We start from the raw sequence: 14,994 nt of genomic DNA, 5'->3' as shown, positions 1-14,994 counted from the left end.
ATGCCTTGTTTGTACTGAGTGCATTGACCAATCTGTACCTGGCGCGGCGACGATTGCGATGCCCGACATAGGATTGGTGCGCCTGATAAACCGCAACGGCGCACAAAACGGCTAGAAAACGGCCCATGTTGAGCCGAATACTGCCTGCAAACGCTCCTTATGATGAAAAACACAAACATATTGAATCGGCCGTGCTGGTTTGCATCACTTATTCAGACGTTCCCTAAATCACGGAAGTTACAGAATGGTGAAGTCGCTTACCTCCACGGCAATCTCGGTTATCAGCCGCGCGATAGGCCGGTATTCGTCCATAGGGTAAATGGCGAAGACCTCCACCGGTTGCATTCCCTCTGGAGTACCGAATACCTTTAGATGGCCCGCATCGATGTCCTGTCGATAGCAGAACGTGGGTAGCAGCGTGAATCCCAAGCCAGCATTGACCAGAATAGCGACGCCGCTCATCGAGTTGCACACGATGGTCCGACCACAGCGTACCTTGTTCTCTGTCATCCAAGCCTGGATATTGGCACTATGGTATGAGTTGCGATTGAGCGTGATGAAGGGCCAATATTCAAAAAGGGCAGGCCCGACGTCGTTCTCCGCGATGCCAAGAGAAGAGCTTGCCATCCATTCGATCTGCAGCGAACCCAGTGATTCTGAAGCATAATTAGGTCCGGGGGATTGACCCAAACTGAAAATCACATCGAGCGTACCATTGTGCAATTTTTCGGTCAGCTCTAGTGAGAGGGCCACCTCAAGTTCCAGCGTTACGCGCGGGTAGCGCTCCTGGAGCATACGGATGAAACGGGGCAACCATGTTGTCGCTACGGCCTCCACAACACCCAACCGTATGAATCCGCTCAATGCGTCCGATGAGGTAAATCGTTGCTGCATCTCAGCGACCAGCTCGATAAGCTGCTGGACATAAGGCACAATCTCTTTTCCCTTCGGTGTCAGGCGCACTGTTCGTCCTGATCGATCGAATAGTTTCGCTCCTAGAGATTGCTCTAGCTCCTGTATGCGCATTGAAACCGTGGACTGAGTTGTGAAAACCCTCTCGGCCGCTGCACTGAAACTCCCAAGTCGTTCGATCCAGTAAAACGTTTCAAGCTGCTTAATGTTCATATATTTAAGCCTCAATTGGCCGACGGAATTCGGTACCACATTGCCGCTTGACCAAATCTGTCACCGCGGTGCGAGCGAGAGGTTCGCGGAACGGTACCGCTGCATTGCTTATCACTGCTTTTAATAGCGTGTCCTGCATAATGGCTTGGTACGAGTACCAAGCGCCGTACGCGTGACAAGGCCGAAATGATTTCGGCAGTGCGTAACCATCTGCACCGCAGATTGAAGCAACCACACATAATCCAAAACCTGTTTCCCGAAAAACATGTTCGTTATGCTGCCTGAAAAATTACGCACTATTTGCCGGCCAACTCAGTAGGACCATGCCTCATTTCAGTAAACTGAGGAATTGGCGTCAGCTGATCGAAGTTGTTGTAGATGAAATTCTATAGCGTGATCTCCATAGGTTCTTCTGGTCACTCAGTATCAGCGCCAATTCCAAACTTCCTTGTCATCGATTCTCATGGCTGTTTGATGGCTCGACTAGCGAAATTACTGGCAAGGGTATCCGCTGAAATAACATGAGAGATTTCGCGAGTAGAACTCGCCCAAGGATGTAGTGCGAGATACAACGAGTGGCAAAATAGCGTCACTGCTGGGGAGAAGACGCGACGGTTGCGGAAAATTATCCTCCCAAGTGCGCACACCGGAAATCGTCCGCAGATTCGTCGCATGAACGCTCCTAACCTATCGCCAATGAGGTAGTTACGACAGTTACAGATTGAGCACAGGTTTTAAACGATGCCCATCTAAGAATCAAGTTTTCGAATTCTAGAGGATCAATAAATATCGTTTTTCTAAATATAGCTGTAGCCCTATAGTGCTAGCAACAGGTGACGGGAACACGATACTACACTCACCTTAAACACAAGGCGGAGAACGCCGATCTGAGCCCCAATTAATTGATTCTACAAGAACTAAGCGCAGCTAAACGCGGTGAGAGGGAGTGGGGCTAGAGTGTAAACGTAATTGTTAGGAGCAGGGTCATTGAGTCAAGAAGTGCTCCCGAATGAATCATTATCCGATACTTTACAGCTACAGCTTAATGCTATCGTGCTGGAAGCGGAGGGTATTGCCAGCTTTGAATTCAGGCACCCAGGCAATGAAGAGCTTCCCAGATTCACTGCTGGTGCCCACATAGATGTGCACGTAGATGCAGGTTTGGTGCGGCAGTATTCTCTCTGCAACAATCCCAACGAACGCCATCGCTATGTTATCGCCGTTCAGCGGGAAGCGACAGGCCATGGCGGGTCTCGCGCAATGCACGATAACCTCCGGGTGGGTGATCTCATTCGTGTCAGCACGCCGCGTAACTTCTTCCCCCTCGCTTCTGCGGCCCGTCGACACCTTCTGATCGCAGGCGGCATCGGCATTACTCCCATGATGGCGATGGTTGAGGAGCTAGAAGACCGTGGTGAAGAGTTTCTACTGCACTTTTGCACGCGAAGCAGTAGCAGAACGCCTTTTCTGGATCGACTGGCGCCTTTGGTGCGTGCCGGCAAGGCAAAACTGCATTACGACAGTGGTAATCCGCTTCGGGGGCTGGACTTGGCTGCGACTCTGAAGGATACGAAAGCCGACACTCACTTGTACTATTGTGGTCCGCCAGGATTTATGGAGGCCGCCGCCGCCGCAGCAGCACACTGGCCTAAAGGAACGGTTCACTTCGAGCACTTTTCTGCGCCTGTTTCGACCGATGCGAAGGGTAACCGCGCGTTCAAGGTCCGACTCGTTCGCAGCAAGCTTGAGCTCGAGATTCCACCAAACAAGTCTATAGTCGAAGTGCTGCGCGAGCACGATGTCTTTATAGAGACATCGTGTGAGCAAGGTTATTGCGGAACCTGTCTCACCCGTTACGTAGAGGGGCAACCCGAACATCGTGATTCGGTATTGAGTGAGGATGATCGAAAAGATTTTGTCCTCGTTTGTTGCGCCCGATCGAAAAGCCTTGAATTGGTGCTAGATCTTTAGCTCGATTCTGCGTCAAGAAAAATTTAGCCGTGATTTATGGGGTATGAGGGAAACAAAAGATCCCGATTGAAAGGAGATCGACCTATGCAATCTTACAACTACCTTAAGGACTGTTGGTATGTCGCCGGACTTTCCCGTGAATTCCAAACCGGTGCACTTGTCGGCCAGCAGGTAGCCGGAAGGCCGATAGTAATCTGGCGCACCACAAAGGGTGAAGTTGTTGCTTTCGATGACCGCTGCTGCCACAAGAGATTTCCACTGTCGGAGAGCAAGCTTCTTGACAACGGTTTGCTGGAGTGCGCGTACCACGGTTTATGTTATAACGACGAAGGTCGGTGTGTGAAAATTCCCGCCCAACCAGATAGCAAAATTCCTGAGCAAGCTCGGCTCAAACCAATTCCTGCTATAGAGCAGGATGGGTTGGTTTGGATTTGGACAGGCAACCCCGCAAGGTCTTCCAGTTTCCGGCCACCCCGAACACCAGAAATCAGCGATCCTGCGTGGAGTTCGGTGGATTCTGGACCAATGCACATTCCGGCAAACTACCTTTTGGTAATTGAGAATCTACTGGATATTACTCATTTCTATCCGCTTCATGACGGCAATATTGGCGACTATGCAAACAGTCTTCTACCTATTGAGCTGGAGGAGGGAGAAATTGAGGGGTATCGCTATGTTAAGACGCTCCGTCGGGCGACACACTACCAACAACCACCTTACTTCGTTGACTGGTTCCATTACGACGTGGTTGATCGCGAACATACGCATTGCATGCTGAGTCCCGGCTTGACGCGAGTAGAGCTTCGTGTGGCTCCGACGGGTAAACTCGATACCGGCATTGATCGAGGCTATGTGCTGTACCACAGTCACACCCCGATCGATGATAATCGCAATGTGTGGCGCTGGTGCGTTAGCTCCCCAGCGGAGCACATGTCGCTAGGAGATCCGGACAAGTCGACGGTCGATCGCATTGCTGAAATGTTTCCTGATGTCGTAAATCAAGACCGCTGGGCTCTAGAGCGGCAACAGAAGATGCTCGAATATCCAGATGATGGTTATTCTGAGTTGTTTTTGCAATCGGACAAGGCTGTTCAACGTGCGCGCCAAGTAATCGGCCAAATGCGACGTGAGGAGATTCAGTACGCCGCGAAACAGAGAGAAGGCGCCGCTCAGGAGGCAAGCTGAGATGGCAAAATCCGTATTAGGACTCAGCCTAAACTATTGATGAACTCGTGGCGTTGTAGTTTATGGATTGGCAATTGACCAACAGACAGCAGTGAGGGCTACACAACATGTCGGATCGTTCACCACTAGAAGGTTTGAAGGTACTTGAATTGGGGCAGATCGCCGCTGGTCCGTTTACCGGATCTCTACTTGCTGATTTAGGTGCAGACGTTGTGAAGGTAGAACGGCCAGACGGTGGCGATGGCATGCGTAACTGGCCGCCCCTGACCGGCAAAGGCAAACAAGTGTTCAGCGAAAATTTTGCCTCATTAAACCGGAATAAGCGCAGCATTACCGCTGATCTCAAGGATTCAGACGATATAGCCCGCCTACGCCGCCTGTGTTCTCACGCTGATGTGCTGATCGAAAACTTCCGCGCAGGAGTGCTTACCCGGCTAGGGCTGGGCTATGAAGAATTAAGCAAAGAGAATCCGGGACTTGTCTACTGTTCCATTTCAGGGTACGGACAGACGGGGCCATATGCTTCGAAGGGCGCGTTCGACGTCACTATTCAAGCCATTAGTGGTCTCATGAGCGTGACCGGTGAAGAAGGAGGGGCACCGGTAAAATGTGGAGTGCCAGTCGGTGACTATTGTGCCGGACTCTATTCGGCGTATACGATCATGGCTGCCCTTACGCGGCGTCGGGAAACGGGTAAAGGTGGGTATATTGACTGCTCACTCATGGCCAGCCTTATTGGCGTTTCGACGTTGCAGACAAGCGAGTATTTCGGAACCGGAAATGCTCCACGCAGACTTGGTTCTGCGCATCCGCGCAATGCTCCTTACCAGGCATACAAGGCCAGCGATGACTATTTCGTTATTGCGGCAGGCAACGACAAACTTTGGCGCTCGGTTTGCGAGGCGGTCGCAAGACCGGATCTTGCGGAAGATCCTCGTTTTCTCACACAACAGCTTCGTGCCCATAACCAGACAGCGCTGCTGGAAATTCTACAACCTCTGTTTGTTGTGCGGACGGCAGCGGAATGGTTGGAGGAAATGGACGGCCGAGGGATCCCTTGCGCGCCAATTAACAGCTATCCAGAGGTTGTCGACGACCCTCAGGTACAAGCGTTGGGTTTAGTACTACCGTTGACCCTTCCCAATGGTGTTCAAACCCGTACGACTGCCTATCCAATTACTCTTTCCGACTACAAATTTAAGATCTTTTTGCCTCCACCGGAGCTTGGCGCACACACGGAAGAGGTGTGGCAGGAATGGGTCGGCGACTCGATAGATCGACCTGTCAGTGGGTCGATACCGTAAACGATCATCACCGGTCTCTGCATGCTTTTTGTAGGGATTTTACGCGAGGTTTGCTCTGTACCCGCAGGAAGGGTGGTGGGTGTGACCAACCTCAAAAGTGAATGCGGATATCAATATATTCGATGTTACAGGTTCAATTAGTATCATTAGCGCTGATGCGCTACACCAAAGTAGACTCTCTGTATATACGAGACAACATGTAGGGTGAGGAGGATTTCCGATGACAGAACGCACGATGCAAATTATCGATCCGGTCACAGGCGACCGCGTGGAGGTTTCGGGAACGAGTGAACAAATCGAGGCCCTGAAAGCACTTTCCGATCTGGTCGAACACGGTGATGTCAATAACGTCCCAGATGCTACGCAGCGGGCCCTTGATTCAGGCTTAGAGCCACTTGCGATTCTAGTGAATGGCCTTCAGGCGGGACTTGCCGTGGTCGGCGAGCGATTCAAGCGCGGGACCGCTTTCATCCCCGAAGTTTTGGTTACTGCACGCGCCATGAATGCAGGATTCGCCGTTTTGAAACCGCTCATTTCACCAGGCAGCTCAAAGCCGCGAGGCACTATCGTGCTCGGGACCGTGAAGGGCGATCTTCACGACATCGGCAAGGGAATAGTGGCCACGATGTTCGAGGGCGCGGGATTCGAGGTACATGACTTGGGTGTTAACGTAACACCCGAAATGTTCATCGAGAAAGTCGTGGCTGTAAATGCGGATATCGTGGGGATGTCCGCGCTGCTCAGTACGACCATGATGATGCACAAGACTACGATCGAGGCGCTGCGGGAAGCAGGCCTTCGAGACAAAGTCAAAGTGATTTGTGGAGGCGCTCCGGTAACCGCAAAGTTCGCGCAGGAAATCGGTTCCGATGGGTGGGCACCTGAAGCGATGAGCGCGGTGGATGTTGGTAAGACGCTGTTGAGCCCTTCCTGGGATGGAGAATTTGTCCATGGTGGTACGTTGAAGCCAAAGGCCGCGACGCATTCGGCAACTGTGTAGTCGCCGCCCTATTGACGGCTTCACTTGCAATCTGGGAGAAATCCACATGAGAAAGAATGATATGACCTCAATGGAACGCATCATGGCGGTATTACGCCGTGAGCTTCCTGACCGGGTACCGTTGGTACTCCAATCGCGTGAGTTCGGATTGAAGTACTATGGCGCCAAATTCGAAGAAGCCTATCGAGATCCGGATCTTTACGTGCAGTCTCAGCTGAAGGTCATAGAGGACTTCGAGCTCGATGCCGCTTGGGACATTTGGTGCACTCCCGCTGTCGACGAGGCGCTTGGGGCTAAGATGGTGATTCCGGAAGACGATCCCCCCTGGATTGAAGAACCCTGCGTTCAGTCGCCTGATGATCTCAACAAGCTCAAAACAGTCGATCCATGGAAGGATGGCCGTATGCCTTACCTGTTGGACGTCGTAGCAAAGCTCAAAAAGGCAGTAGGACCGGATATGCCTGTGATCGCTTGGGCATCACCTCCGTTTCGCACTGCTTGTCTGATCCGGGGAAACACCGAACTCTACATGGATATGATCGATAATCCGTCTTTCGTCAAGGATCTACTCGAGATCACAACCGAGAATTGCACAGCCTATGGTAAGGCGCTTGTCGAAGCGGGTGCCGACATAGTCTGCACGTCGAATCCGGTGGCGAATATGGATTGCATTTCGCTCGATCATTTTAAGGAATTCGCTCATCCATACACCAAACGTTTTTTCGGAGATATCAAGAAAGCAGGTGCCAAAGCGATCAATTTCCACACCTGCGGACGCTGGGATGATCGTTTCGATCTCTGCTGTGAGAATGCCGATATTCTACATGTTGATCGTGTCGAGATAGGCGAATTTAAGAAAAAGTATGGTGACCGAATTGTACCGCAGGGAAATGTGAAAGCCGTAGCGACGCTTTATCAAGGCACCCCCGAGGAAGTTCGTAATGAGGCTATAGCGTGCATTAGGGATGCGGCTCCGGGCGGGGGCTATATTTTTGGCGCTGATTGTGCCGTAGCGCGCGACACTCCACCCCAGCACGTGCGTATTTTGACGGACACTATCAAGGAAGTGGGTATCTACCCCGAATTGGGGTGATTTAGGGCTGAACAGGATGTGCCAATTTGCGGTGAATGGGGCTTGAAGGTAGTTGGATTAGGAGTTGTGAACTCAGATCTAGCGACTAGGTTACCGCTACTGGAATTTCGGGGTGGTGACTTTGAGGCAGCGTCAGTATACCCGCAGCCGGTTACGATGCTTCGTATTCAGGGATACAAAGGACCCAATCGTGCACCCCGTGCCGTTGTCGAGGCAGCAGAGCGAATGGCGGCGCGAGCACGCGCGCTGGCTGCCCCTGCTCTTCAGTATCGAATGGTGCCCCTGCCTCGTATTGGTGAATGTAAAGTGAACGATGAACAAATCCTCATTTCGCCGGGTGCTGAAGCCGAAAAGGTGTTGTCGAGCAGTGTCGCGCTGCTGCCAGTGCTTTTGACGATGGGGCCTCAGTTCGACGAAGAGACCGACCGGCTGAGGTCGCGCGGTGAGATGGTTGAGGCGCTCTTTTTTGAAACTGCCGGTTGGATGAGTTTAGAGGGGACGACTAAAAGTTTCACGACTTGGATTAGAGAGCGCATCAGGGTTCAGGGTTACACTCTGACACGGCGTCTTGCGCCTGGTTACGGAACTTGGCCTCTTTCTGGTCAACGCGACCTGTTCGGATTATTTGGAACTGCGGCACTCCCGGTACGCCTTTCGGACAGTTTCCTGATGACGCCCAAGATGTCCCGCTCGGGACTGTTCGGATTGATGCAAATATCCAGGTGAGACCTGCGTGCAGGAACACGCACACCTATGAGACACGGAGTTAAGAGGGGACGGTAGTCTCAATCTATCGGTGTTGACCGTAGGCACCGGCAGTCGGTCAGAGAACTCCTACCGGAGTGTGACCGGAAGACTCAAAAGACTTTAAGACTATTCAAAACGTTTTCTGTGCGATGTGAGAGAAAATCGTACGCCGCAATCTTTGGATACGGTGTATGACCAGCCGCAAAGAGGCGTAGCAAATATTAAGGATCCATGCCTTGCGCGTCACATTCGAATCTCAAAACAAAATCACTACGACACACACCAATGTCTCAAGGGACGGGCAGACTTTGCTCGACGTTGCGCGTAACGTAGGTGTCGAGGTGGTTACAACCTGCGGCGGCCGCGGACGGTGTCGTAGTTGTCGAGTAAAGATTCTCAAAGGTGATGTGCCGCCAGCGACGGATCAGGACTACACGCAACTTGGCCAAGAAGAGGTTAGCGAGCAATTCCGCCTCGCCTGCCAGACGAAAGTAATTGCCGCGTGCTCAGTATTGGTAGCGCCGCCCGCGAGCGAAGTGGGTCACCAGATCTTCATTAGTGAGTTAGACCCTGAAGCTGACAGCCCGACACATGTCAACTCGGGAATTGAGCAACATTTCTCAACTGCCACTTCGCTGAAAGGTATCGATGAGCCCGTCTCCGACTCCGAGAGGGTTCTTGCAGAGTTACCGGCCAAAGTCTCGAACGATCTCAGTCTCGCAGTGCTTCGTGAGCTTCCGTCAGCAATACGCCAGCAGAAAGGACAGGTGACATTAACCACGTTTAACGGATCGGTGATCGCTATCGAGCCAGGTGACACCAGAGCCTGGAGATACGGCATGGCCTTTGATGTCGGCACGACGACCATCGTCGGCACTCTGCTGGATCTGGCGTCCGGGAAGCGACTTGCTTCGGTAGCGAATGTCAACCCGCAGGCCATCTATGGCGGCGACCTCATGTCGAGGATCGCGTTCGTACAGTCCACCGAAAAGAACCTTGCGACGCTCAAGACGCGGGTTCTTCAGACGCTCAATGATTTTATTATCGAGGCGTGTAGAAACGCGGACATTGCACCTCAGAATATCTATAAGATCACAATCGTCGCCAATCCTTGCATGCATCATATTTTACTCGGGATCAATGTGTCTCAGTTGGGGTTCGCGCCGTATGCACCAGTGGTGCGCAACGAGCTCCTGCTTTCGGCGCGTGAACTACCTCTCAAGGCCGCGCCCCAGGCTTGCATCTATTTATTGCCTCTGATAGCCGGATTCGTCGGTTCCGACGCTGTCGGAGCACTACTCGCTACTAGAATTGATGGAGGCGATGGAACACGTCTACTAGTGGACATAGGGACAAACACCGAAGTAATCATGGCGACTGGGGGTGAACTTGTTGCGTGTTCAGCTCCTGCGGGGCCGGCGTTTGAAGGTGGACAGATTCGACACGGTATGCGCGCTGCGCTTGGTGCGATCGAAGGCGTGGAGATCGGTAATGACGTTCGATGCGAGGTCATCGGAAATACACCGGCAATTGGAATTTGCGGCTCCGGACTCATTGATGCGGTTGCCAGTATGCTCGATGCCGATCTGATCGAACCGCATGGGCGGCTAATGCAGTCGAACCGAAGCACCTTGCCGGCCGGGCTCAGAAACAGATTTCTGGATAACACGGAGGACGATGCCTTCGTTCTCGTACACGCAGAGCAGTCTGGCAGAAATGAGGCTGTAATCCTCACGCAGAGCGATATTCGCCAGTTGCAGCTCGCCAAAGGGGCGATCTACTCTGCGATCACGATGCTGCAGCGCGTGATGAATGTAAAGAATGACGAAATCGATGAAATATTGCTGTGTGGTGGATTCGGTAATTACATCAACCTCGAGAGTGCGTTGCGTATACGCATGCTTCCATCCCTCCCCTGTGGACGCATTCGCTACGTTGGTAACGCCGCACTAGCGGGAGCGGAGATGGTTCTCGTTTCTGAATCAGCCCGTTCACGTGCTTTGGAGCTTACACATCGAGTCAAGCACATTTCGCTGACGGAACAACCGGACTACCAGGATATATTCGTCGACGCACTGGACATATGACGGCAACTAGTCACTATGGCGAGAGAACAATTTCTACGCCGATAGCACTTAGGTGTATAGAAATAATTATGCCTGCTGGTCTCATTGTGAGAGCGAGGATGTAATTGTACGTGTTGAGGCGCTGGGTAGTACGGCATGCAGGTCTGATGGAATCACTCTATCGGCTCTTTGATGCTGTCTTGCATATCGTGCGACCGGTCGTACGGGTAATCGGATACGATCGAGTGGAGAAACCCGTAGCGGCCGTCGAGCGCACAGTCAAGGGGCTTCTTTTCGACTGTAGAATGTGTGGGGCATGCCTGCTCTCGGTAACCGGTATGGCCTGTCCAATGAACTGCCCAAAGAGTATGCGCAATGGCCCGTGCGGGGGCGTTCGTCCTGATGGCAACTGTGAGGTCAAGACGGACATGCCTTGTGTTTGGATGGAAGCCTGGCGCGGAGCCCAACGCACGCGGTTAGGTGTGATACCGAAAGACCCGAATCCGCCTGTTGAAAATAACTACATCGGCAAATCGAGTTGGTTGCGAGTTGTGAGACAAGAGCCCTGGCCTGAACCGTTACTTACAAATGCTCCACATACATCAACATCAAGTGCCGTTAGTCGGTTGGAGAAGTTGTTGCGCGAGGGACTCTTTGTCGTCACTTCAGAGTGTGCCCCCCCTGATTCAGCAGATCCCGATGCGGTACTTAACCACGTGCAATACTACGAGGGTTGTATCGATGCGCTAAATGTCACGGATGCCCCTGGTGCGCATTGTCATATGTCGAGTATGGGCGTCTCGCTGTTGCTGGAAAAAGCGGGGTGGGAGCCAGTGATGCAGATGACCTGTCGTGACAGAAATCGCATCGCAATTCAAGGTGATCTTTTATCAGCATCCGCCTTGGGTATACGTAATCTTTTGTGCCTAACAGGTGATGGCATCGAAAACGGGGATGACCCGGGAGCTAAACCCGTATTTGATCTTGATGCCGTGTCCCTGCTCGATACAGCACGGCGGATGCGTGATGATGGTGTATATCGGTCGGGCAGAGAGCTAGCAACCCCTCCAAAAATTTTTCTTGGCGCTGTCGACAATCCTTTTGTACCCCCCTTCGATTTACGCCCGATGCGGCTAGCCAAAAAAATAGAAGCTGGTGCCCAGTTTGTACAGACCCAGTATTGTTACGACATCGAAGTACTCAAGCGTTACATGGAGTGCATCCGAGAAGAAGGGCTGCATAACCGATGCTTCATACTTGTTGGTGTCGGTCCGCTCGTTTCACCACGCACGGCTCGCTGGATGCGCGCCAACGTCCCCGGTGTTTACATACCTGACGAAATTATTGCACGTCTTGAAAAGGCACAAGATTCAAAAAAGGAAGGGATCAAGATATGCATAGAAACGATTCAAGAAATCCATGAAATCGAGGGTATATCAGGTATCCACCTGATGGCTCCCAAGAGAGAACATCTCATCCAGGAGATCGTCCATGCATCCGGCGTACTGACCGGACGTCCATCCACGCTCGTCTCTACAGGAGAGTTTACATGTCCATCCCAGGGCTAACTATTATTGGTGAGAGAATCAATCCAGGCTTTCGATCGACCCAAGCTTTTTTTGAGCAGGAAGACTTCGAGGAAATTCAGAAGCTGGCAATTAGACAGGCGGAGGCAGGCGCTAGTTATCTAAATGTAAATGCGGGTACGAAGGCTTTGGATAGTCCAGGGTTTCTGATCGAACTTATACAGAAAATACAAGCCGTTGTGGATTTGCCTCTCTCTATTGATTGTCCCGATCCAAGTGTTCTTGAGGGTGCACTGAAGGCCTATGATCCCGCTAAGGCGAAAGGACAAAAACCAATCATCAACTCAATTGCGGCATCTCGTTGGGAGTTGAAGGAAACGCTAAAGATCCGCCCTTGTAAGGTGGTAATAATGTCATCAGAGAGGTTTGCCGACGGGCACTTAGTAGCATGCAAGACGGGAGAGGAAGTTCACACGTCGGCCCGCGATATGATTAGTATTTTGAAATCAGAAAATCCAGACATGATGAATGATGACTTTTTTGTCGATATTTCAATCATTACTCTTGCTGCCGACGCAGAAGGATTGCTGAAGATGGCACTTGATGGGATTCAGTTGATCAATAACGACGCCGATCTTGATGGCGTACATATCATGGGTGGTCTGTCCAATCTGCCGCAGTATCTTCCCGCGAAAGCCGTAGACGGATCAGATTTAAAGCATCAGTTAGAATGTGCCTTTTTGACGTTGGCGATGCCCGCAGGATTTGACACCGTTTTGGGTACACCGTGGCGTCAGTATGAGCTCTTAACAGATGATAATTTTGTGCTGAGGACATTTCGTGAAATTATCAAACTGCGTGATCATGATGCACTGATGACCGTTATGAAGCTCTATGACAAAACGGCATGAAGACACTTATCGCAAAGAGTTGGTTCGATGGTCAACACTATCATAATGCAGAGCCGGTCACACTTGTCATCGAAGATGACTGCATTGAAGATTTGATCCCTGGAGAACATCGGGTAACCGACGATGTACAACTTTGTGAATTCATCATGCCAGGCCTGGTCGAAGGGCATTGCCACCTGTTCTTGGATGGTGGAGAACTGGACTATGAGAAACGCTCTCGGTATCTGGAATCGAATTTCGAACAGATGCTGGAAGTTGCGCACGAGAACCTAATACGAAATTTAGAATGCGGTGTCACGCTGGTGCGGGATGCAGGTGATCGCTATGGAATCAACCACGCCGTTCGCGAGAATAGCAAATGCCTGGACGTGCGATCCGCTGGCATCGCATTGCGACGCCCGAAACGGTATGGATCGTTCATGGCACGCGAAGTCACCACGCGCGAGGACATTCGGATCGCTGTGAACGAACTAGCAGAAACCTGCGACGATCTTAAAATTATCCAAACCGGCATAATTGATTTCGAAACAGGATCAGTCAAAGGAGATCCACAGTTCGATCTGGATGATCTTGCATTTCTTGTAAGGTGCGCGCATGAAGTGGATATCAAAACATTTGCGCATTGCAGTGGAGCCGAAGGCATCAGTATCGCACTTGCAGCCGGCGTGGACTCAATCGAGCATGGTTTTTTCATGACACGTGAACTTCTAAAAAGGATGAGTGATCAAGGTACCGCTTGGGTCCCGACCTTTTCGCCGGTTCATTATCAGTGGGAATTTCCGGAAGCGGCGGGGTGGAGCGCGGATACCGTGACCAAACTGCGGAGAATTCTTGACTCTCATTCCGAGCACGTCGCACTCGCCGCAGATATAGGTGTGAATCTGATCGCTGGCTCGGATGCCGGTAGTACCGGGGTAACTCATGGTAAAAGCCTGATCAACGAGATTTTTCATTTTTTGGATTGTGGTGTGTCGATGAAAGATGCCTTGTGCGCATCCACGTCACGCCCGAGGCAACTCTGGGGTACCGCTTCATCGGATATAAAAAAAGGCGCCCGGGCGGACATGATTGTGTTATCGGGCGATCCGTTCGTGAAAAGCGAGAATTTATGGAAAATGCAGACGGTCGTTCGTCATGGATGAGATATAAACTATGACCACAATTATCGATGGAAAGGCATACGCAGAACGGCTGCGAAAAAGTATTGCAGGCGATGTTTCTAGGTTCACCCAAATAACAAGAGGCAAGCCTGGACTGGCTGTCATTCTAGTGGGAGACAATCCAGCGAGTGAGATTTATGTCCGCAACAAGGTACTCCAGACTACGGAAGCGGGTATGCAATCTTTCGATTACCGGCTTCCGCAACATACATCCCAGAGCGAGCTGATCAGCCAGATTGAGCAACTGAATCGACGCTCCGATGTTCACGGCATACTCGTGCAACTCCCGCTACCGTCGCATATCGATCCAGAAGCGATCATCGACACCATTGATCCTGTCAAGGATGTGGACGGATTCCACGTGATCAATGCGGGTCGACTGGTTACCGGGGGCACCGCGCACGTGCCCTGTACACCTATGGGTTGTTTGATGTTGTTGCGCGAACATTTACCCGAATTGGATGGAAAAAAGGCGCTGGTTATCGGACGGTCAAATATCGTCGGTAAGCCGATGGCCACACTTCTGGTGCAGGCTAACTGTACTGTAACAATTGCTCATTCCAGAACGTTGGAGCTGGCAGATGAATGCAGCCGTGCGGATATCGTGATCGCTGCGGTGGGGCGGCCAAAATATGTCCAGGGCGAGTGGATTAAACCCGGTGCGGTGGTGATCGATGTCGGCATCAATCGGATCGAAGAGCAAAACGGCAGAGGCAGACTCGTCGGTGACGTCGACTTCGATAGCGCAGTTCGTGTGGCTGGCGCCATCACTCCGGTACCGGGTGGTGTGGGACCTATGACAATAGCTTGTTTGCTACAAAATACATTGAATGCAGCACAGATAATTGCTGGCACGAAGCAAGCATTACACTACTCCTGATCCAGAACAGTGGTAGAGCAGCCTTC

The 14,994-nt window shown here is 51.6% G+C and carries 12 protein-coding genes and 1 pseudogene; 12 read left to right on the top strand and 1 reads right to left on the bottom strand.

Annotated features, from left to right (window positions below):
* Positions 1-237 precede the first annotated feature (237 nt).
* A complete protein-coding gene (locus DWQ09_07415; GenBank protein KAA3628719.1) occupies positions 238-1,125 on the bottom strand; it encodes a LysR family transcriptional regulator in 888 nt (295 codons plus the stop codon).
* A 177-nt stretch (positions 1,126-1,302) separates the two neighbouring features.
* On the opposite strand from DWQ09_07415, the pseudogene DWQ09_07410 reads away from it, so the two are divergent.
* The 12 genes and pseudogenes from DWQ09_07410 (at position 1,303) to DWQ09_07355 (ending at position 14,968) form a co-directional block, all read left to right on the top strand.
* Positions 1,303-1,410: pseudogene (locus DWQ09_07410) on the top strand (IS630 family transposase).
* Between the two features lie 714 nt (positions 1,411-2,124).
* Positions 2,125-3,096, top strand: a complete 972-nt coding sequence (locus tag DWQ09_07405) for an oxidoreductase (protein ID KAA3628722.1) — start codon at positions 2,125-2,127, stop codon at positions 3,094-3,096.
* Between the two features lie 84 nt (positions 3,097-3,180).
* Positions 3,181-4,281: an aromatic ring-hydroxylating dioxygenase subunit alpha gene (locus tag DWQ09_07400; protein KAA3628718.1), complete on the top strand. Its 1,101-nt coding sequence runs from the start codon at positions 3,181-3,183 to the stop codon at positions 4,279-4,281.
* Between the two features lie 107 nt (positions 4,282-4,388).
* The gene (locus DWQ09_07395; GenBank protein KAA3628717.1) at positions 4,389-5,585 is read left to right on the top strand and encodes a CoA transferase; all 1,197 of its coding nucleotides are present in this window, start codon (positions 4,389-4,391) and stop codon (positions 5,583-5,585) included.
* Between the two features lie 235 nt (positions 5,586-5,820).
* Positions 5,821-6,585, top strand: a complete 765-nt coding sequence (locus tag DWQ09_07390; GenBank protein ID KAA3628721.1) for a cobalamin-binding protein — start codon at positions 5,821-5,823, stop codon at positions 6,583-6,585.
* A gap of 46 nt (positions 6,586-6,631) precedes the next feature.
* Positions 6,632-7,678 (top strand): hypothetical protein, encoded by a 1,047-nt coding sequence (locus DWQ09_07385; GenBank protein KAA3628716.1) that lies wholly within the window; start codon positions 6,632-6,634, stop codon positions 7,676-7,678.
* 225 nt (positions 7,679-7,903) lie between these two features.
* Positions 7,904-8,404 carry a hypothetical protein gene (locus DWQ09_07380; GenBank protein ID KAA3628715.1) on the top strand — a complete coding sequence of 167 codons (501 nt, stop codon included), beginning with the start codon at positions 7,904-7,906 and terminating at the stop codon, positions 8,402-8,404.
* Between the two features lie 257 nt (positions 8,405-8,661).
* Entirely contained in the window at positions 8,662-10,512 is a 1,851-nt protein-coding gene (locus DWQ09_07375) for a DUF4445 domain-containing protein (GenBank protein ID KAA3628714.1), read from the top strand.
* Positions 10,513-10,934: 422 nt separating this feature from the next.
* Positions 10,935-12,059, top strand: coding sequence for a methylenetetrahydrofolate reductase (locus DWQ09_07370; protein KAA3628720.1), 1,125 nt, complete (start codon positions 10,935-10,937; stop codon positions 12,057-12,059).
* Positions 12,041-12,928: a dihydropteroate synthase DHPS gene (locus tag DWQ09_07365; GenBank protein KAA3628713.1), complete on the top strand. Its 888-nt coding sequence runs from the start codon at positions 12,041-12,043 to the stop codon at positions 12,926-12,928. The genes DWQ09_07370 and DWQ09_07365 overlap by 19 nt, the downstream gene beginning before the upstream one ends.
* Positions 12,925-14,070, top strand: a complete 1,146-nt coding sequence (locus DWQ09_07360) for a hypothetical protein (protein ID KAA3628712.1) — start codon at positions 12,925-12,927, stop codon at positions 14,068-14,070. The genes DWQ09_07365 and DWQ09_07360 overlap by 4 nt, the downstream gene beginning before the upstream one ends.
* A gap of 10 nt (positions 14,071-14,080) precedes the next feature.
* Complete coding sequence (locus DWQ09_07355; protein KAA3628711.1) at positions 14,081-14,968, top strand: bifunctional methylenetetrahydrofolate dehydrogenase/methenyltetrahydrofolate cyclohydrolase FolD; 888 nt, start codon at positions 14,081-14,083, stop codon at positions 14,966-14,968.
* Positions 14,969-14,994: the final 26 nt, after the last annotated feature.

This window comes from Pseudomonadota bacterium (assembly GCA_008501635.1).
In the GTDB taxonomy this organism is placed as follows: domain Bacteria; phylum Pseudomonadota; class Gammaproteobacteria; order QQUJ01; family QQUJ01; genus QQUJ01.
This window is presented reverse-complemented; position numbering and strand designations above follow the sequence as displayed.